Annotated in this window: 12 protein-coding genes; 3 read left to right on the plus strand and 9 right to left on the minus strand. The window is 44.8% G+C overall.

Annotated elements, in window-relative coordinates:
- Positions 1 to 29: 29 nt before the first annotated feature.
- The 3 genes from AB9H30_RS09475 to AB9H30_RS09485 all read right to left on the minus strand — a co-directional run bounded on the left by AB9H30_RS09475 (position 30) and on the right by AB9H30_RS09485 (position 7757).
- Positions 30 to 1595 (minus strand): tryptophan halogenase family protein, encoded by a 1566-nt coding sequence (locus AB9H30_RS09475; protein ID WP_371194423.1) that lies wholly within the window; start codon positions 1593 to 1595, stop codon positions 30 to 32.
- A gap of 281 nt (positions 1596 to 1876) precedes the next feature.
- Positions 1877 to 4858, minus strand: a complete 2982-nt coding sequence (locus AB9H30_RS09480; protein WP_371194424.1) for a TonB-dependent receptor — start codon at positions 4856 to 4858, stop codon at positions 1877 to 1879.
- Between the two features lie 352 nt (positions 4859 to 5210).
- The gene (locus tag AB9H30_RS09485; protein WP_371194425.1) at positions 5211 to 7757 is read right to left on the minus strand and encodes a carbohydrate binding domain-containing protein; all 2547 of its coding nucleotides are present in this window, start codon (positions 7755 to 7757) and stop codon (positions 5211 to 5213) included.
- Positions 7758 to 8264: 507 nt separating this feature from the next.
- Here AB9H30_RS09485 and AB9H30_RS09490 point away from each other — a divergent pair.
- A complete protein-coding gene (locus AB9H30_RS09490; RefSeq protein WP_371194426.1) occupies positions 8265 to 8789 on the plus strand; it encodes a hypothetical protein in 525 nt (174 codons plus the stop codon).
- A gap of 168 nt (positions 8790 to 8957) precedes the next feature.
- On the opposite strand, the gene AB9H30_RS09495 is transcribed toward AB9H30_RS09490, so the two are convergent.
- The 6 genes from AB9H30_RS09495 to AB9H30_RS09520 all read right to left on the minus strand — a co-directional run bounded on the left by AB9H30_RS09495 (position 8958) and on the right by AB9H30_RS09520 (position 18383).
- Complete coding sequence (locus tag AB9H30_RS09495) at positions 8958 to 10040, minus strand: NADH:flavin oxidoreductase (RefSeq protein ID WP_371194427.1); 1083 nt, start codon at positions 10038 to 10040, stop codon at positions 8958 to 8960.
- A gap of 196 nt (positions 10041 to 10236) precedes the next feature.
- On the minus strand, positions 10237 to 11157 hold the full coding sequence (locus AB9H30_RS09500; protein ID WP_371194428.1) for an AEC family transporter: 921 nt from the start codon (positions 11155 to 11157) through the stop codon (positions 10237 to 10239).
- Positions 11154 to 11648, minus strand: a complete 495-nt coding sequence (locus tag AB9H30_RS09505) for a YcxB family protein (RefSeq protein WP_371194429.1) — start codon at positions 11646 to 11648, stop codon at positions 11154 to 11156. Before AB9H30_RS09505 ends, AB9H30_RS09500 begins: the two co-directional genes overlap by 4 nt.
- A gap of 101 nt (positions 11649 to 11749) precedes the next feature.
- A complete protein-coding gene (locus AB9H30_RS09510) occupies positions 11750 to 12490 on the minus strand; it encodes a class I SAM-dependent methyltransferase (RefSeq protein ID WP_371194430.1) in 741 nt (246 codons plus the stop codon).
- 2 nt (positions 12491 to 12492) lie between these two features.
- Positions 12493 to 13767 carry a mechanosensitive ion channel family protein gene (locus AB9H30_RS09515; protein WP_371194431.1) on the minus strand — a complete coding sequence of 425 codons (1275 nt, stop codon included), beginning with the start codon at positions 13765 to 13767 and terminating at the stop codon, positions 12493 to 12495.
- 209 nt (positions 13768 to 13976) lie between these two features.
- Entirely contained in the window at positions 13977 to 18383 is a 4407-nt protein-coding gene (locus tag AB9H30_RS09520; protein ID WP_371194432.1) for a DEAD/DEAH box helicase, read from the minus strand.
- A gap of 232 nt (positions 18384 to 18615) precedes the next feature.
- Between AB9H30_RS09520 and asnB the strand changes: the two genes are divergently transcribed.
- Positions 18616 to 20532 carry an asparagine synthase (glutamine-hydrolyzing) gene (gene asnB / locus AB9H30_RS09525; RefSeq protein ID WP_371194433.1) on the plus strand — a complete coding sequence of 639 codons (1917 nt, stop codon included), beginning with the start codon at positions 18616 to 18618 and terminating at the stop codon, positions 20530 to 20532.
- Positions 20533 to 20655: 123 nt separating this feature from the next.
- Positions 20656 to 21024 (plus strand): hypothetical protein, encoded by a 369-nt coding sequence (locus AB9H30_RS09530; protein ID WP_371194434.1) that lies wholly within the window; start codon positions 20656 to 20658, stop codon positions 21022 to 21024.
- Positions 21025 to 21056 lie beyond the last annotated feature (32 nt).

Consider the following 21056-nt stretch of genomic DNA (forward strand, 5'->3'; position numbering starts at 1 on the left):
TTTTCTTTTGCCTTAAAGCCAAGTCATCGTTAAATCTTAGGTAAACCAAATTGTTTTATTTTGTTGAGTAAGTCTCGATTGGTCGGTAAGGTCGCCAAAAGGTGTTTAGTGTGTTTCGCGTTATCATTAAATAGGCGTTCGGCTCTTTTAGTCAAATCTAGCCGTTTCTTGCGAGGCTCCTCCGTTACAAAGCCCATCCCATACAAGATATATTGATAACTCGCCGAAGGAAACATTTCTTCGGTATGTGTTGCGTCGTAATAGTACGGTGCTTGAGTCTTCCATAGGGTTAGTTGCTCTTGCAGGCTCTCAGGCAGTTGTGAATTGTCACTGATGTCTCGCCAGTAGTCAGAATCACTTCTCTTACTTAATACATAGTGTAATTTAAGAAAATCGACGATATTTTGCCAGCGATGCAAGAATTTAGAGTTAAAACGTTTTGCCACAATATCCATCGCTAGACGATTGGCTGGTAGTTGTTCACTGACCATTTTCGCAGAGAGCTCTATTAAGGCTAAGGCAGTGGCCTCTAGGGGCTCTATAAAACCTGCTGATAAACCAATAGCTACACAGTTTTTATGCCAAAACTTTTCACGGTGGCCCGGATCAAAACTGATTTTTCTAATAGCAATGTTGTGTGCTTCTTTGTCGCCCATGATGGGGGCGATGTAGGCACGCAGCTCTTGTTCGGCGCTTTCGTCGCTAATATATGCGCTAGAGTAGGCATAGCCGACTCCTCTGCGTGAGGGCAGTGCGATATCCCATATCCATCCAGCGCTTTGTGCCGTTGCGCAAGTAAACGAGCCTATCGGGCTGTCGGGGCTTTGATGGGGCACATGAACAGCGAGTGCAGAGTCGTTAAATAAAACATGTTTTTGACTAACAAAAGGAATGCCAAAATGCTTGCCCAGCAATAGAGACGATGTGCCGGTGCAATCTATAAACAAATCGCCTGAGATGTCGCCATGGCTTTTACTCGATATAGAATCAATGTCGCCATTCTCGGCACTATTGACCTTTGTTACGTGGTCAACAATATGTTTGACCCCAAGCTTTTGTATGCAGTGGTTTTTTAAAAGCGTAGCAAACTTACCGGCGTCGAGGTGATAGCCGTAGTTGGCGTTAAAATCATATTCGGCCGTAGAAATTTGTTTAGGCGCCAGGTCGCGTTCACCCAAGTGGCTCTGCGTGCATACCGCATCAGCAAAACTTATTTGGTCTCGGTATGCTTGCCAAAATGGCGCAAGATTCGTTTCGTTAAAGCCATGGGGTAAAGTGTAAGGATGGTAGTAATATTCGTTGGTATTGGTGTGCCAATTTGTGAATTTTGAGCCCTGCTTGAAACTTGCGTCGCACGCTAGCAAAAACTCAGTTTCGGAAATTCCCATTTTTTTCAAGGTGGTGCGCATTGACGGCCAAGTGCCTTCACCCACGCCAATGGTCGGTACATCTGCCGATTCAATTAAGGTGACTTCAAGGTTGTTTTGTGACGTTAAATCTTGATCTGCGGCATGCTCCGCGGCAATGATGCCAGCGCTTAGCCATCCTGCAGAGCCACCGCCAACAATGACAATTTTTTTCAAGGGTTTTTGCATGGTTTTACCCGACCTCAAGCACGTTTCAAAAAGGGTCTAGCGTTTGCATCAGACGATACCATAAAACAACACTTTTGATGACTCTTGTAAGCAGTATTAAACGACTGTGCAGATACTACCGATCAAAGAAGCTGTGTAAATTTAATGAAACAGTTCACAAGCACTAGGCGCTTTTGGAAAAATGCGGTAATTGTTAGATTGTTAGATATAAAAAAGCCGCATCAAATAACGGGAATATTTGATGCGGCTAGTATCGTCTTACTTATCACATACCGCAGTGATTAGAAAGAGTAACGTACGCCTAAACCCCAACGAGCGCCTTGCTGAATAGCGGCAAGTACCTGATTAGAGTTACGACCCACTACGCGAAGATTTTCTTCAGTGATGTTGATACCGTTAAGGAAGACGCTTAGACCTTCAACTTGCGGAATATCGTAGCTCACTGTTAAATCGATTTGCGCATACTCTTCGATATAACGAGGACCAGGACCTGCTGAACCATCTTGCACTAGCGATACAATGTACTTACTCCGCCAGTTGTAAGCGGCACGAACAGATAGTCCATCTTTTTCGTAGAATGCGACAAGGTTCGCCGAGTCACTGATACCTAGCTCAGCTAACTGAGGCGTAAGTAAAAAGTCGTCGTGTTGGTTGTCAGTGTCGGTAACGGTGTAGTTAATAATACCACCGAAGCCGCTTTCACCGAACAAATGCTGCACAGCAAATTCGAAACCTGAGTAACCAGTGCTGCCTTCGACGTTTTGTGGTGTTTCAATTTTGAAATTCAACAAATTGTCTGTTAATGGATTACCAGCAATTACAATGTTGCCATTGTCCATATAAACGTTAGGGTCAGTTGCACCATAGGTGGCAAAGATATACTCACGCTGCAATTGCAGGTTGTCGCCGATTGGGTCGCCGTTTATATCTAAAGCGAGTGCTGCTTCTTCTGCATAAGGACCATCTGCCGGATTAAATATACCGTTGGTGAAGTCTTCTGGAAGCGTTAAGATGTCGTTTTCTACATCTTTGGTGAAGTAACCAAACGACACGTAGCTGCCTTCGTCGTAATACCACTCAGCTGACAGGTCAATGTTTGTTGACTCAAGTGGCAATAGGCCTGGGTTACCAGTAGAACCGATACCGCCGTCCACTCGAGCACCCGCGTTAACGTTAAGACCACCGATCATTTGACCGTATCTTGGACGTCCAATGGTTTCACTGTATGCAAAGCGCAATACAACATCATCATGCGGGAACAAGTTAAAGTTGAAGCTCGGTAATACGTGGTCGTAGCTAGCATCTCTTGTTCCGTAAGTTCTGCTAGGCCTGTTTACCAAACCTACCTCTGTTACGCCAACCCAAAGTGCTGAAGGCACAAAATCAGGAACAGCTGAAGTAGCAGTTACATCGGTTTTTTCATAACGCACACCGAGGTGGAAATCGTAGTACATATCACCAAACTCACCTTCATAATTGTACTGAAGGTAAATTGCCGCCATTTCTTCTTTAGTGTACTGGTCTCTGTCTGAGGCATAATCGCTTGATGGGCAGAATGAGTTTCCGCAATCGCCGACTTGTGCAGATTGAACGCCCAAATTAGCTGCAGCAATGTCTCTAACACCCTCAAAATCAAACTCAAAGTAATTAGCTAATATTTCAACTTCGCCGGTATAACCGTCAAAATTACCGCCGCTCATGTTGTCGAATCGGTCAGCAACACTGACGCTGGTGAACTGGTCTGAACTAAACAATCCTGTAGGACCCTCACCACCCCAGTTGTTACGGATGATTCCCTTGCTGCGTGCGCGGTTTTGAGAGTGCGTTAGCGCAATACCAAAATCAATAGTACCTGCATCTTCAAGGATATATTCACCGTGAAACTGTGATTGTGAGATGTGTGATTCATTTAGGTTATTAGTAAATACACTACCGGTAACCTGAAAATCTTCGGCGGTCGCTGTGCTAGCACCTACGATTGACAATACCGGTCTTTCGCCTGTGAAGTCAGTTGCCGTTGATTGGCGAACAAGCGCACGAAGTTGTATTTCGTTAGCTGAGCCAAGCGGGCTGTTAGGCATTGCTTCCGCGCTTGATTCGTGGTGATCAAAGCTAAACGAAAGGTTGTCTGAATATTCATACTCAAGATTTAGGCCTATTGAATCGCTGCCTTCTTTCACACTAAACGCTGAAGCACCAATTGCAAGATCTGCAGGGCCTGTAGGAGTATTGTGTAGCTCTGAGTAAATCAATGGTGAAACGTTTGGACCGTCAGACCATATGTTGATGGTGTCACCATAGGTGTACCAAGCAGAAATGATGTTGTTCTGCGTATCATTTTGCTTACTGACATAAGTGTAATCTAGCGTAGCGGTAAGATTATCCATCGGTCTGTATTGTAAGGTAAGCTGCGCATTCGTTCTTTTACGCTGCTGTTCTTCAAAGCGGTAAGAGGTATTTTGAGGAACTGAAAAGATGTCGTTTTCGCCATAGCGATTAGTTTGTGTCTCATCGTCAGGAACACCCGGGCCCGTAGATAGAGTGCCAGGAAAACTTCTGAAGAAGTTTACGTTCGCCTGTTGGCTGCCGCTGTCACGCTCTGAATAACTGGCTGAAAGTGCAACACCAAATTTACCATCATCGCTAGTAATTGAATACAAGCCAGATATTTGAGGAGTGGCGCCGTTAATTTGTGATGTCGCATCATCCCAAGCTTCTACTGCAAACGTACCTTGCTGACCAGGACTATTAAGCGGTCTGTGCGTCAGAATATTGATTGTTGCACCAATACCACCAGTCGGGACGTCTGCTTTCGAAGTTTTGTAAACTTCTACACCGCTCACGCCTTCTGCTGCAAGATTTGAGAAATCGAAGTTACGCTCACCTGTGGTGGTTGGCATTTGACGACCGTTTAGTGTTACTAGGTTACGATCCGGACCAAAACCACGAGCACTTACCTGCGCGCCTTCACCGTTAGTACGTTCAATCGATATGCCCGTAATACGCTGTAAAGATTCCGCAAGGTTGGTATCAGGGAATTTACCAATTTCTTCAGCGTTGATTGCATCGACAATACCACTTGAAGAGCGTTTGATGTCCATAGACTTGATCATACTGCCGCGGATACCTGTTACTTCGATGATCTCAGTATCGGCTGCATTATCTGTTGCTTCTTGAGCAACAACCGGCGCCATTAAACTAGCTCCGAGTATCAGCGACAGGCTGGCCGCTAGTGGGGTTTTGTTAAATCTTTTAGTATTCATGTGTGTCCTTAATACTCTTCTTTTATGTGGTAAATCTAAAACGTTACAAGGTTGTCGTGCCAGTGCTTGAGCCTAATTAAAGACTGGACACTTTTATGGCTTACTACACGCCAACTTGCTTCCCTTATTGAGTCTCTACCATATTAAAATGTTTGGAAAACATTCCAATGCAACATATTTGTTTAAATTGTAACGCAAACGTTAACAAACTAATGATGAATGCGTTTAAGCGGTTCCTTTAAGCGTCAGAGTGGGTAAAAAATATACTGCCACTCATCTCTTAAATAGCTCTAGGTATGAGAAAGGGACTGACGAAAACGCCGCCAATCCCTTTGGCAAATAATGCCCCTATTTACTCACCCTCAACCAACATTACGCTAACGTCATCAAGGTAAACGTTACCGATGCCAACGCCCATGTCGAATAGTACACGGCTGCCAACACCACCAATGCCAACTGCTACAATATCAGTGGTAAACGTTTGCCATTCAGTTGTTAAACTTACCGTTTCAGAGATATTAGTGAAGTCTCCGCCGTTTAGGCCTAAGCCTGCCACGATAGTGCGCGCTTGAGATGCTCTTGCTCTATAAGAGAAGCGATACGTTTCACCCTCGATAATATCGAACACTTGGCTTTGGTTAATATCAAACACGTTATCGGTGGCTACATTCACAATTGCTTCGAACACGCTATTGCCGTCTTCCATAATGACTGACCCAACGTCTGCTCTCCAGCTAGCTAAGCCATCGTCAAACCCGCCATTTGTCAACAATTGACCAGCAGGAGCGTCGCCGCCTTTTACTTTAACGCTGACGTCGTCCAGATAAACATTACCTACACCAACACCCATATCGAACAATACGCGACTGCCAACACCGCCGATACCTACTGCAACGACTTCGGTGGTAAAGGTCTGCCATTCTGTGGTCAAGCTTACGGTTTCAGAGATATTGGTGAAGTCTCCGCCGTTTAGACCTAGGCCTGCGATGATAGTGCGTGCTTCAGATGCTCTTGCTCTGTATGTGAACACGTAAGTTTCACCTTCGACAATATCAAATATCTGGCTTTGATTGATGTCGAATACATTGTCAGATGCACTAGTGATGATTGCTTCAAATACGCTGTTGCCGTCTTCAACTATTACAGAGCCGACATCTGGTCTCCAGCTAGCAAGGCCATCTTCAAAATCACCATTAGTAAGCAGCTCAGCACCATTATCTACTGGAGGAGGTGGTGGAGCACCGTCTTTTACTTTTACGCTGACATCGTCAATGAAAATGTCACCTATACCAACACCCATGTCGAACAATACACGACTGCCAACGCCGCCGATGCCAATGGCCTCGACTTCGGTCGTAAAGGTTTGCCATTCTGTAGTCAAGCTTACGGTTTCAGAGATATTAGTGAAGTCACCTCCGTTAAGCCCTAAACCTGCAATCATGGTTCGTGCTTGCGAAGCTTTTGCTCGGAAAGAAAACACATAGGTTTCGCCTTCTTCTATATCAAAGATTTGGCTTTGGTTTATATCGAACACGTTACCGGACGCTGCGGCAATTTCAACGAAAAATACGTTGTCGCCATCGTCCATAACAACCGAACCAATATCCGCTTTCCAACTGGCAAGACCATTTTCGAAGTCACCGTTCGTTAGTAGCTCTGGACCGTTTGGATCGGTACCACCATCACCACCGCCAGGATTGCCGCTGATCACGCTTACTAGCTTAAAGTTATCGATAAGATAAGACGCGCCTGCTGCATCGCTGTAGCTAGGGAAAACCATGAACAAGTCTATTGCGCTGGCGTTTAACGAGCTGCCAGAAATCAAACTAGAGAGTGGGAAGGTATAGGTCTGCCAAGTGTTTAGTTGTGGAGCAGCATGCCCTTCAAGGCTAGAAGAAAGTCTCACTTCTGCAAAGCTCGCGCCGCTGCCGGCTTCAAGTTTTAAGAACCAAGCGTTAACCGGAACCGTCGTAGGTACAAGCAGTTGCAGCTCAAAAGTCAATTGACCATTTGCAACGAAACCAGATGCATCAAACGGCATACCGCCAACCGCGCCACCTGATTCGCGAGCCGTGAAGCCTGCAACACTTTCTTTAGTTAATGTGAATTTTGTAGCTTGGTCACGCTCTGGATCGCCATCTACTGTAACTAATTCGAATGGGCCACCGTTGTCAGTCCAAGCTTGCCATTCAGGCAATATCATGTTTTCAAATACGGTCAGTTCGGTAGTGATAACGTCAGGACCGGTAACCGAGATAGTGAAGCTCTGACTAACCGTCTCTTCGCCGTCACTTACCGTTAATTCAACCGGATAGTTACCAGGAATATCGGGCGTACCAGATAAGATGCCGGTAGATGTATCAAACATCCCCCAAGCCGGCAAAGTGACTGACGCAAAGTCTAAATCATCAAAGTTGCCGTCGGTTGCAGTTATAGTGTAAGAATACGAACTATCTACTGCACCCATAAGCAAGGGTGAACTCGTGATAACGGGAGCAACATTGTTTGGCAGTGCTGCAACTACTACAACGGTAAATGTCTGCGTGGTGGTATCGGTACCGTCTGAAACGGAAACCGTCACCTCATTATCACCGACGTCAGCAGCTGTAGGCGTGCCGCTTACCGCACCAGTCGCAGGGTCTATGGATAACCAAGTTGATGTACTTAATGAATAACTAAGTGAATCGGCATCAAGATCGGTAGCCGTTAGCGTGTAAATATACGGTTGACCTTCATTTGCCCCAGTAGTTGGCATACTCAATATTTGAGGAGCACTGTTAACCGGTGGCGGAGGAGGAGGTGGGGCTAAGTCATCGGTGTTACATGCAGACATACCGAAAACCAATCCGGTAATGAGCACTAGTCTTTTTAGCTTGAATGGTTGTGTACTAACTTTCATTGTTCTTCCCTATAAAACTTTTTTTGGCCTTTGGAAACTGGTCACGCAGAGTACTGAATCAGCGATAAGTTAACATGAATTTACGGCATCTTTACTTAATTTTCACAATCGTAATATTAAAAGGGTAAGGTATTGTGAACAACATAAACTAGACTAAGTGAACTTTTTAGCCGTTCAAATGAACTTAGTAGAAATAAAAGCCTGCCCAAAATAGATTCAACGGCAACTTTAAATACTCTGCTGAACAGATAAATAAACGTCTTATAAGATTTGTGTGTAATTTGGGAGTCAATAGTTGAACTTGTTAGTGTGTATAATTCAGGTACCTTTTCAGCCCGTTCAGCCTTATTTTTTCTCTGCAAATGTAAAAAAAATGCTATCAAACATTGCCTTATTTTAGTGCGCTAGATAGAGTGCTCTCCACGTTAAGATCAAATCGAAGCAAGTTAGGCATGTAATCGTTCCTGCCGGCCGAAAATGACTGAATTGAGATAAAGGAGACATCTGATGAAGCTAACATTGTTTATTCGTCTGTTTTTTATGTTGGCAGGTATACTGCTCATACCAATGCAAACCATGGCACAAGACGCGCAGAATAACGCAAATCCTTGTGTGTCGACTGATGCAAATCTGGGGGATTCGGCTTTTTGGGCAAATACCTCGCTTAATTTATTTTCCGAACAAAAATATGTAGAAGCCGTCGCCAATGTTGACGCCTGTTTTAATCAATGGGCATCTGGTGCGGTAACGCTTCAACAAAAATTCAATGGTGAAAAAGCAAAAGCGCCGCCATTGGGTGACTTTAGTCCGTCTGAAAAAAGAAAAATTCAAGAAAACTATCTCTTAAACGATGTCGCAACAGCGCTTTGGGTAAAGGCTAGATCGCTGGAAGAGCTCGATGAAATAGAATTGGCTAAAAAAGTGTATTCCAACTGCATCTATTTGTCCCATGGTCGCGCGTGGGACCCAAGTGGATGGTTTTGGAGCCCTTCTGAAGACTGCATTAAAAGAGGTCGAAAACTCTTGGAATAGTGCGTTTTCGACTGCGTAACTAAAAATACGCCCTAAAACGAGAGGAAGCGTTTTAGCCTCGAATAAAGCGCTACACCCTATAAAAACCCCCGAACGTTAATAGAACCTTCGGGGGTTTTTATAGTTAGCACTGCTGAACGCTGTTTCTTATCCATCACATCAGGTTATTTAGTTTGCTTCAGCCACAAACCCATCCCAGCCTCTCATGTATTTGATAAACTTAGCGCTTAGCCCTTCGTTTGACAGATGCGCCTCGGTAACCGGCAGCGCGATAGGTTCAAAATCAGGATTGGCTATAACTCTTTTTGGAAAGTCATGGTGCAAAATTGCGGCTCGCCCAATAGTCACAAAATCTACCCCTTGGTTTAGCAGTGCATGCACGTCTTTCCCAGAGTTTATTTTGCCAGCTACGGTGAGCTTTACATCTTTGTAATCAATGTCTAAAAAATGCGCGAGTAAGCTTTTATGCTGCTGCGTTTCATCATGCGCTTGCTTGAACACATCCCACAGGGATAAATCTAAAAAGTCGATGTCGTGTTCGTTTATCAATATTTCGCATAGCGCTTTGACTTCGCTTAACTGCATACCAAAACGCTCTGGTGAGAGGCGCACGCCCAATAAGAAATCGTTGCCACAGGTACTGCGAATTCCGTCTACTATTTCTAGCAATAGCCTTGCTCTGTTGCGCAAGCTACCGCCATAGCGGTCTTGTCGCTGGTTAATTTCGGCGCTGATAAACTGCGTCAAAATATAGCCATGCGCACCATGCACCTCGGCGCCGTCATAGCCACATGCCTTTGCCCTAACAGCTGCGGCAATAAAGTCATCACGAAGCTGCTCTACTTCCGATAATGTGAGGCCTCGAGCATTATGCTTCTGAATGTCTGAAGCAGACACCGGCTGCTGACCAATTTCATCTTCAGGGGAGCGCATGCCAGCATGATGCAGTTGGATAAGCGCTAGGCTGTTATTTGCCTTGATGGTTGAGGCTAGGCGTGTATGACCTTCAATATGCGCATCTGCATAAATACCTAATTGCCCAGGGAAGCCTTTGCCAACAAACTGCACATGAGAAGCACAAGTCATCGTTAAACCAAAGCCACCCTCTGCGCGCATGGTTAGCCAGCGATATTCATCGTCTGATAATGTGCCGTCGTCGTGGCTTTGGGTATTGGTTAAGGGGGCTAACATGAAGCGGTTGGGCATAGCAATGCCGTTTTTAAACCTTATTGAAGCGCTAGAATCTGACATTTTTATTGGGGCATCCTGTTTTTATGTTGTTCTTGTGTTTGCGTGTCATTAATAATCATACTCGCTGGTGCTCATGATCAAAGCGGTGGTAGCCTCGAAAAAAGTATTGGTCACTCTATGCTCAGGGTGCTTTTACCTAGATTAGTCTGTTTAGTTGTGCTGCTTACGCTATTTTTCAATGCTGAGTAAAAAATGCTTAAACTAAAAAAGCAAATGCCCACAGCGGCATCACTACAAATGCGAGTATGGTTTGTAAAGTAATAATAGAAGCCATAGCCTCTTCATCCCCGCCTAGCTGCCGTGCAAGAATATAGGCACTCGACGCGGTAGGCGAAATAAAAGCAATCAGCAATACGCCAGTGACGATTGTCGACAATCCGAGGATGCTGCACAATGCAATGACTAAGGCCGGTTTGAGCAGAAATTGCATAATGCTGGCATTGATGATTGCTTTAGAGTGGCCTACTACCAGTCGTGGTTTTAAAGCGGCGCCTACCGCCATTAAACCAATTGGTAAAGCCGCTCGACCCAATACTTCGAGAATATCAGCGCTCACGCCGGGTAAACCAATTCCCGATAAACTTAAGCTCCACCCCACAACACAGCCAATGATCAGTGGATTCAGCAAAATTTGTTTAATAAAGGCTTTGCCGCTAGAGGCTGCATTACTGCCAAAAAATACGAACACCCCCACACATAAAAAGTTAACTAACACAATCATAAAGCCAGCACTAATGGCGGCTAAACCTAAACCCTCTTTGCCGTAAAATGCCGCTGAAATAGAAAACGCGATGTAGGTGTTAAAGCGAATGCCGCCCTGAAATACCGAGGTGAAGGTCTTGGCCGTCATTGTTGGCTGCACTTTGTACAATAATAGCAGCGCCGCGGTGGCTAGGACCAATACGATAAACACAATTAAGAACATGTCTTGCCACGGCGTGCCGTGAATATTTTGCCTGCCGATATTTTGAATCAGCAAGGCCGGAAACATCACGTAGTAGGTAAGCTTTTCGATGCCGGACCATACGTCTTTGCTGATAAAATTGATGCGCTTTAAACCATAGCCAATAAATATCAATACGAGCACCGGCACCAGCGCAATAATAAAATGGCTCATAGCGTTTTAGACTCAAGCGAAGCTTTCTGGCGCAGAAAATCATTGGCTGCATCTGATAAACATCTTTTTGATAAATAGTTTCTGCCGTTTGCGTGATGCAGCATCCAACCCTGTGCTGTGCCTTCAACTTGCGTAACATCTTCCCAGAGTATTTTGCTTTCTACCGAATCGGACGAACTGCTCACGCCTTCGTTATCGATGGTTAAGGTAAGCGTCTCATTTGCCGCGCGGCTGATCATTTGTCTGGCTAACCACCAAGGTTTCTTAAAATAAACGCTGAGAGCTTCGACTATGCCTAAAACAATAACAAACCATGCCGCATAGCCGCTAAGTTCGGTAAGCAATAATAGGGCGATACCGAATAAGGCCAATCCGATGGATTTTAAATAAGCCGTCTTAGGATTGTTCGTCGTTACAGACTCATCAAAAGTCTCACTAAAGTGACTTTTGTCTAATACGTAGGTGGTCGAATAATGAAAGGGCGTGGTCATTGCAAACTATGAATGCGTTAAAACCCATAGTGTAACCAGAAGTGACATCCTTAAACAGTGGTTTTAATGAATTGATATTCCTCTAGTGAGGTAAATAGTTGCTATGCTTTGACACAAACGAAAGTGGCGTTGCCAGAGTGCTTATCCCACTCAATTAATTTCGTGTAGTCATGCTCAAAAATTAAGACATCAAAGTACGGTCGTAACAAGTCATGTAACTGTTCAAAACTAAAGGCCACCATCGAATGGGTGTCTTGCCAAACTTGCCGCTCGTCGTTTTGAGTTTTTTGAATGCGAATAGAAAGCGACTGCTGCTCTGCGTTGGCCATGTAATGCCATGCCGAGGCAAATACAAACTCGCTATTGTCATGTTGTACGCTGTGGTGCTCAAATCTATGATTGCAAATAGTATCTTTGTCCACTGCGTTAAAGCAAAACATCCCGCCCTTATTAAGCCCTCGGTGCACGCTTTGAATACAGCTTTTTAGGTCAGCAATGCTTTGGCAGTAATGCAGCGAATAGAGAAAACAGGTAATTAAGTCGACCGGTTCATCGAGGATGAAGTTTGTCATATTAGCTAAAACGAAATGTGCAGAGCCACAGCGCTCTTTCGCAATATCGAGCATCCCCTGATGAATATCTAGGCCCCTGCAGTCATATCCGTTGTCAATAAAACACTTAATATGCTGACCAGTGCCGCATGCTAAATCAAGGTGGAGTTTACTTGAATTACCGAGTAAATGATGCGCGCGCATTGCCCATTCACTCTGCCGGCGATAGTCGATGTCACTGCACATTAAATCGTAATATTTAGATAAATCGGTGTATAGAGCGTTAGGCACGACTATTGAGGCAACCTTAACATACGCACATCATTGCCGCTGGGTGCTTCATGGGCGCGCAAATTAAACTCCGGTAGTATTGCTAAGATATGATCAAAAATGTCCGATTGAATACCTTCATATTGACCCCAGTCGGTGGTGTTGGTAAAGGCATAAATTTGCACGGGCAAACCCTGGCTGCCAGGCTCTAATTGCCTAACCATCAGCGTCATACCTTGATGAATGCTCGGGTGTTGTTTCAGCAGTGCCAGTAAGTAGTGCCTAAATGTCCCTATATTGGTTAAGCGTCTGCCATTTAGCGTAATGCTCATATCGGCTTTTTTCTCGCTGTTGTCTTTTTCAATTACCGATACTTTATCGGTAATATATTGACTTAATAAGTCGGCTTTTTTTAGCCTGTTGAGCTGTTCATGACTCAAAAACGAGATGCTGCTCATTTCAATATGTACGCTTCGTTTAATTCTTCTGCCACCGGCCTCGGCCATGCCGCGCCAGTTTTTAAACGAATCAGAAATTAATGCATAGGTGGGAATAGTGGTAATGGTTTTATCCCAATTTCGCACTTTGACAGTCGTTAGCGCGATATCAATGACTTCGCCATCAGCCCCATATTTAGGCATCTCAAGCCAATCGCCTACCGCCAGCATATTGTTAGCTGAAAGCTGAATGCCGGCCACTAATCCTAATATTGCATCTCTAAATACCAACAGCAGCACGGCTGAAAGTGCGCCAAGGCCGCTGAATAAAATCAATGGTGACTTGTTCATCAGCATCGCCGTAGCAAGGATTACGGTGAGCACGCTGGCGACTAATTTAATGGTTTGTAAGAGGCCTCGAAGCGGAAAGGACGCTTTGCTTGAGCGCTTGTCCGAAATCGCCTGAAAGATATCTAGCAGGGTAAACAAAGAAAGCAGTGCGAACAAAATAATCCATTGGTCGGTCATTACTTCAATTACGCGCAAAAATATTACGCCATCAGGCACCCATAACTTCGCCTGCAGCTGGACGATTAAGGCTTGTATCATGAACGAAACGCGGGTGGCTAACTTAAGCCGTAAAAGTGACGTGCGGCTTGGGGTTTGAGCATTGCTGCCTTCGCCGTAGCGCTTGTTTAAGACTTGTTTAAAAAATCCACGAACAAGAAAATGCAGCAGCACTGCCGATATGCTGATCCACACTAATACAACTGCGTCATACCATAAAAATGGATTACCCGGCAGATGCTGCGTGAACCATTCCAGCAGTAGCTCTCTGAACTGTGCTCTTGTTTCGTTCATTTGCTTCATTTCTCCACTTTTGCATTATTACAATGCCTTCAAGCTATGATGTTTGCTCTGCCAATACTGAACAAAGCCCACCAAACCTAGCGCTAAGCATTGTCATTTGTTGACCATGCTTATGTTAGCACTACTGCGCTGATGTTAGGTTAAGTTCGCAATAAATCAATGCTCTTGACTCGTTTATATTTAGGTTAGCAAAAGTATGACTAAAACGTGTCTTTTAGTAAGTTCAGCATATCTTCAACCGATAGTTTAGTTACTGCCTCATTGCCGGCTAACAGTGTGTCAGCTAAATCACGTTTATGCTGATGCAGTGCCACGATTTTTTCTTCAATGGTATTTTGGGTAATTAAGCGATAAATGGTAACTGGGCGTATTTGACCCATGCGGTGCGCGCGATCGGAAGCTTGGTCTTCTACGGCAGGATTCCACCATGGATCCATGTGAATAACGTAATCAGCGGCAGTTAAATTGAGGCCAAAGCCGCCAGCTTTTAAACTGATTAAGAATACATCACCTTCACCATTTTGAAAGGCATTTACGCGTTTTTGTCGGTCTTTTTGCGGCGTTGAGCCATCTAAGTATTGGTAGTTAAAACCCTTGGCTTCAAGATGTTGCTTGATTAATTGAAGGTGTCCTACAAACTGGCTAAAAATTAACGCTTTATGTTTATTTAGCTTTAGTTCGTCTAATAATTCATCCAGTGCAGCGAGTTTGGCGCTTGGGATATCACTTTCTGTGATCACGAGTTTTGGGTGACAGCATGCTTGACGCAGTTTCACTAATTCTGCCAGCATGCGGATGCGTTGCTCACCAGCATTTGCCTGTTTACCGCTTTGGCTAATATTGTCGATCGCGTTAAGTCTTAGTGCCTCATAAAATGCCAGCTCTTTGCTACTCATTTCAACAGGGATCGTGATTTCGGTGCGCGGGGGCAATTCTGTGAGCACTTGATTTTTCATGCGGCGAAGTATAAAAGGCTGGATAAGTGCTTTGAGGCCCTGACTGGCCTTGCGAGCGGCGAGCGGGTCTTCTTTTGCATTTTCCATTGGCGCAGAGAATCGCTGAGCAAAACGTTTAACATTGCCCAACAGTCCAGGGTTAATAAAACGAAATAGACTCCATAGTTCAGTTAGGTCATTTTCGATGGGCGTACCGGTGGTGATCATTTTAAAGTCGCCCCTTAGTGCATAGGCGGCTTTGGTGCGTTTCGCTAAGGGGTTTTTCAGAGCTTGAGCTTCGTCGGCAACAATGGTGTGCCAATGCACTTGGCTAAGTAGCTCGCTTTCTCTTTGCAGTAGGCCATAGCTAATGATCACGCAATCAAATTCACTTAATTCATTGAGTAAGACTTCGCGCTGTATAGTGGTGCTTGAGTCAGCAAACAATTTGATATTTAGGGTAGGGGTAAATTTTAAGGCTTCTTGCTGCCAATTAAAGCAAACGGAGGTGGGTGCAATCACTAAACTCGGGCCTTTATTCGCTCTTGCTAGCAAGATGGCTAGCGCTTGTAAGGTCTTGCCTAAGCCCATATCGTCGGCTAAACATGCTCCAGCGCCCCAATGCGCCAGCCGCATGCCCCAGTCAAAACCGGCTAATTGGTAGTCTCTGAGTTGAGCCTGAAAAGTAGAAGGTAGCTTTGGCTCAATAGTGTTTGCTTCGTGCATTCGTGCGCTCTGCTCATCCCAGGCGTGCAGGGTTTTCATACGCATGCCAGCGGTGGCCTCTTCGACTTGCAGGGTCGCCAGAGGGTGAAACTTACCGTCATCGGTGACTTGATTAATTAGGTCAAGCTTATGGCGTAACTCATCCGAGAGCGCCAGTATTTGTTCGCTGCCCAATTCAATAAAGCGACCATTACTGGTTTTGACTAACTCAAGAAGTTTGCGAAGCTCCAGTACTTGGTCGTTATTGACTTGCAAATTACCGGTAATATCGAACCATTCACTTTTTTTGGTGAGGGCTAACTGCAAATGCTGGCTTTCGAGCTTTTTACTTAAGCTTATTTTCTTACCCTTTGGCCAGCGCAGAACCAAGTTGATAGCAGCTTGACTAATGGCCGCTTCCAGTTGCTCTAGCGCGCCGAGAGCGGTATGCCAATCGTCTAGCGCTAGGGTATTGCCTGACATTTGCAAAAATGCCGGACAAGCTTGGTCAAGCTGATCTAATAAAGCCTGCTCGCGCATTAAGTCTCGCTGGGTTGCCACTCGCTTGCCGTTAATATCCGTGCTTAAGCTGGCATTGCCTAGCCCTGGAATAAACGCTGGACCTCTCTCGCCAAAAGGCATTACTACACAGGTAAAGGCTAGCCCCGTTTTAGTCGGCTCGATGTTTACCATTAAATTTGCATCGCAGTCTAGGGTTTCTAAGCCTGTGTCGAGCTCTGCAATGTCCGACTGAATATTCAAAAATGGCGCAATGGCGGAGATACCGTCTAAGGCTTTTTGTTTTGCAGTGATGGGGATCAGCAAGCCGTCTTCGCCAATAATTTGCGCAACTTTAATATGTTCGGGCGAAAACACCGTGAGCTGATATTGCTGATGTGACACACATTTTAGCGAGTAAGGGCTTTGTTTTTTGTAAGTGCTAAGATTCTCCTGAAGATTGCCGCTTATGTCCTCGGGTAAGTCAGCAATGCTCAGGCATAGCTGGTCTCCTTGCTGGCTAACAATCAGTTCAGGCTCGCGTTTGACCAGTTCAATAGGCTGACTCAAATCCTCAGCAAGATACAAATTATCAATGCCTACTGCTGCGCTTAATGCGCTCAAACCCTGCAGGGAATATTCTGTTTTTGCATAGTAGCCCCAACCTTGTTGGGCATGAATACTGCGGCAAATTAGCTTGTCGCTATCGCTCAAATAATCAAAAAGATCGGTTTCGGTCTTAAGCCGCTTTAGCGACACGATTCGGCCTTTACTCCAACCTGACTTACTGAGCTTTTGTTCTCGCCCTTGGATATTGTATTCATAGCTGTCGCTAAGCTCCCAAATCAGTCGAATAGGTTTTAATGGCTTTTGTGGCAGTACTTCGGGTACTTGTTCTGTACTCGGGTTAAGCGCAATAAGTTTGTCTAAAGCGATGTCCCACTGGGATTTGGTTTTTATCAGTAACGTGATATCAATAAGATGTGCGGGCAAGCTCTGCCTATCTTGCTGTGAACGGCCGCTAAAACTGACCGCCAGTTGTTCGCTGAATTGAGTGAACAAGGCATAGCCAAGCTGCTCAAATTTGCCTTGGCGCTGCAGCGCTAATTCAGCATGCTCAGAAAATTGGCTTTTATTACACCAAACCTGCGCCAGCAAATAGTTAAAATAGTCGAGCTGATGACACAAAAAATCCATATTTTCAGTGACGCTGTTATATTTGATATGGCTAGTGTATTCGCTAGCGGTCGAGAGGCTATGAATGCTTTTTATCAGGCCATGTGCGAGTGAAGAAAATTCATGATTAAGGGTGCGATCGCCTATTTCAAACTCGGCTTGCTGCAAAGCGTTATGAAAATAGCTGACATCACTTTGATTCGCCTGCACCATCAGCGCGAGTTTATAAAAATATCCAAGTAACCCTGGTAAATACTGTTTTTTACGTCGACTGAATTTATTTTTGGCGGCAAGTGCTTTTTCGTAGCTTTGTAAAGCGTCTTCGTTTTGACCAGTCAAAAAGCAGTAAGCGCCCTTCAATTGTAGGCCATAGCAACTATTATCCTGAGGCCTTTGAATACGCTCAAAATCGTTAAAGCGCATTTGATATAAGTACTGCTCAGCTAACAGATGATTGCATTCGATGTTGTATTGCTCAGTGTTAGGGTCGGGGTGCGCGGCGCATACTTGCTCTAGTATGTGAATCGGATAGTCGCAGCGTATTCCCTGCCTTTGAAATACGCGAATAAGCGTGGCTAAAGCTTGGTATTGAACAAACGAAGGTAGGGCTAAATACTGTTCTAAAGAAAACGGCACAAAGAAGATTTCAACTAAAATTTGGTTTTGAGCATGATCAATAATTTGCGGGTTTTTATTGCATGCTAAGCTTGCTGCAAATTGTTCCATTAGGTGTAAATAGTAAAAGTCTCGAATCAGCCGACGCCTGTCTACGTCCTTTTTTTGCCAGCTATAGCTATTAACAACCGGCACTATCTCTTCTGCGGCAAGCAATATCGCGAGCAACTTGCCTGACGGTGCCTGCATTTGTTGAACTATGCCTGAGTTTGCTTGCGCCTTGCTTTGCAAATGAGCCTCATGCTTGGCTGAAACGTCGTCGCCTGAGCGTGAGAACATGCCCGACTCGTTAGGCATATTATCAATTTCAAGGACCAAGCGATTGGCTAAAAGCGCATTGATTTGTATGCCCTCTCGATTGGGTATAATAAATGACTGTTTGGCCAGGGATTCTCTTTGTTCCACTGATAAGCGGTAGTGTTTTTTCTCGCCAGTCAAAAAGCCACTTTCGACTAGCGCGTTTACTACTTGATCTAACTTGGTAATGCCAATAGGTTTATATATGACCGCTAAAATACTCAGTACACATTGCTCACAATCGTTCAATTGTAAAAAAGCATGGTGCAAAGTGTCGATGTGTTGTTGGCTGTCAGAGTGGATTAAAGCAGCAAGCTGCATATAGATAGCTTTCTCATTGCATATTTTTGATGAAGCGAAACTACCAAATATGATGCAAGTACACAATCTATCCTGAGCATCCTTGTTCAAAATATGCATTCATCAAACGAGATTATTACTGCTGAATACCCAATGATTGTCACATGTTAATAAAATGTTATGCTCGTATTTCTCTTTAATGCTGTTTAATTTCAATAAGATTTGAGCAGAACATTCATAAAAGGACTTCTGCATGTGCGGAATTTTTGCAGCAATGACAAGCAAGGGGCTAGCCCCGGGGCTCTGCGAAGCAGCGCTTAAGTCACTTCACCATCGGGGCCCTGATGGCGCGAACAGCTGGACTTCCAGCAATGGTAAATGGGTGCTTGGGCACACTCGACTGTCGATTATTGGCTTAAACAACGGTGAACAACCCATGGCAAGCCCGGATGGTGCCATTCATAGTGTGGTTAATGGTGAGTTTTACGGATATCGTGACATCCGCGATAAATTACGCAATGAAGGCTATCGCTTTGCCACCGACAGCGACAGCGAAATTGTACTGCATTTGTATCATCAACAGGGTATGCAGGCCGCTGCAAAATTGCGCGGAGAATTTGCGGTAATTATTGCAGATGAGCGAGAGCAAATGATGATTGCTATACGTGACCGTTTTGGGATCAAGCCGCTTTACTATGCAGCGATTAATGGCAATGTGTATTTTGCTTCAGAAATAAAAGCCTTGCTCGCTTTAGGTGTGCCCGCAAAATGGGATCTAGAAGGTGCCACGGGTGGCCTTGGCCGTTCACATGAAAGCACCGAATTTGCGGGTGTCTATGCTATTCCTCAAGGTAGCTATGCAGTGGCTAAAGATGGTGTGGTTCGCATTTATACCTATTGGGATTGGGAAATTCCCACAGTCGCACAAATGCGAGAGGACACTCGAAGTGAACAAGAAGTGGTCGAAGAATTCCGAGCCGCGCTCAAAGACTCCGTTCAGCAAAGGCTAGTGGCGGATGTTGAAGTAGCCTCTTATCTTAGCGGTGGGATTGACTCTTGTGCGGTGTTGGGTCTCGCTCAGCAATGCATGGACAAACCCATCCGCGCCTTTACCCTGACTTTTGATAATCCCCTTTTTGATGAAGCTGCAATTGCCGAGGCAACGGCTAAGCATGTAGGAGCAAGCTACCATCCTATTGCCATTACTGGTCGAGATATCGCAGATGCCTATGCCGATGCTATTTGGCATTCTGAAACGCAAATGTTCAACGGGCATGGTGTGGCTAAATTTTTGCTCAGTCAAGCTGTCGAAAAAGCTGGTATTAAGGTGGTTTTTACCGGTGAGGGCGCTGATGAAATGTTAGGCGGGTATCCGTTTTTTAGAACTGATGCGGTTAACAACAATCCTGATTTGAGTGACAGTGAAAAAGCGGCATTCTTGGATGAAATGTTTGGTTCAAACGAAGCAACACGCTCATTTGTGATGCCGGCTCTTGCAAAAGGAGACGAAATGCAAGCGATCCAGCGCCGCTTAGGTTGGTCTCCTGCAACGCTTAATGTAGCCATGGTAATGAAAAACAGCGCCTCGGGATTTTTAACAGATGAGGTATATGCGCAGATGCAAGGACGCTTCTCAGTGGCAACAGGTCTAGACCGTTTGCCGATTGCACAGAGGGTTACCGGTCGTGATCATCTTAATCAGTCACTTTATATTTACGCAAAAACCGTATTGCCAAACTTTATTCTGAATTATCTAGGTGATCGCATGGAGATGGCTCATTCAATTGAGGGAAGGGTACCATTTCTTGATCATAAGCTAGCAGAAGTCGCGGCCCGTATACCGGTGAACATGAAGGTGAAAGGTATTCGTGAAAAGCATGTCTTGCGTGAAGCTGCCAAAGATGTGTTATTGCCGGAGGTATATAATCGTCAAAAGCATCCATTTACCACGCCACCTTCGCGAGATAAACATGACCCTATGTTGGCATTTTATCATGATACCTTTGCCTCTCAGGCAGCAAAAGACCAGCCAATTTACAATATGGATAAGGCCAATCAAGCCCTCGCGAATTTGTTTAACTGCCCTGATGAAAAACGTATTGCCGTTGAAGCCGGTTTGCAGCGGATCGCTAGCGTTATCATTATGCAGGACCGCTTCGCTATGACCTGAGTCTTTATGAACTTTCAGCAGGCCATGTTTATCATGCTTACAGAAAATACGTGTTCGCTCGCACAGAAAGTAGGATACAATATGCGCGTGAATTCCACTTACTTACAAAAAAAAGGATTATTTATGTTAGTTTCAAAAACTAAAATTGCACTACTATTGTTGTCTACATTACTTTTCACAGCTGCTTGTTCAGAGACCAAAGAAGAGTCAGTTGAAGAAGCAAAACAAGAAATGATGACCGAGCTAGAAAAAGCTGGTGAAGAGTCATCTGATATGCTTTCTGAAGGCAAAGACGCGATGTCTGAAATGGCTGCTGACGCAAAAGATTCTGCTTCAGAAATGTTTGAAGACGCAAAAGATTCAGCTAGCGAAATGGCTGAAGCTTCTTCAGAAAAAGCGAGCGAGTTAAAAGATAGCGCAGCTGAAAAAGTTAAAATGGCATGTATCGAAGCCAAGAAAGCGACTGGCGGTAACGTAGCCGATTGCGAATAATTGCCATACATTGCTGAATAACTTGCCGATGG

This window comes from Glaciecola sp. SC05 (assembly GCF_041380235.1).
Classification (GTDB): domain Bacteria; phylum Pseudomonadota; class Gammaproteobacteria; order Enterobacterales; family Alteromonadaceae; genus Glaciecola.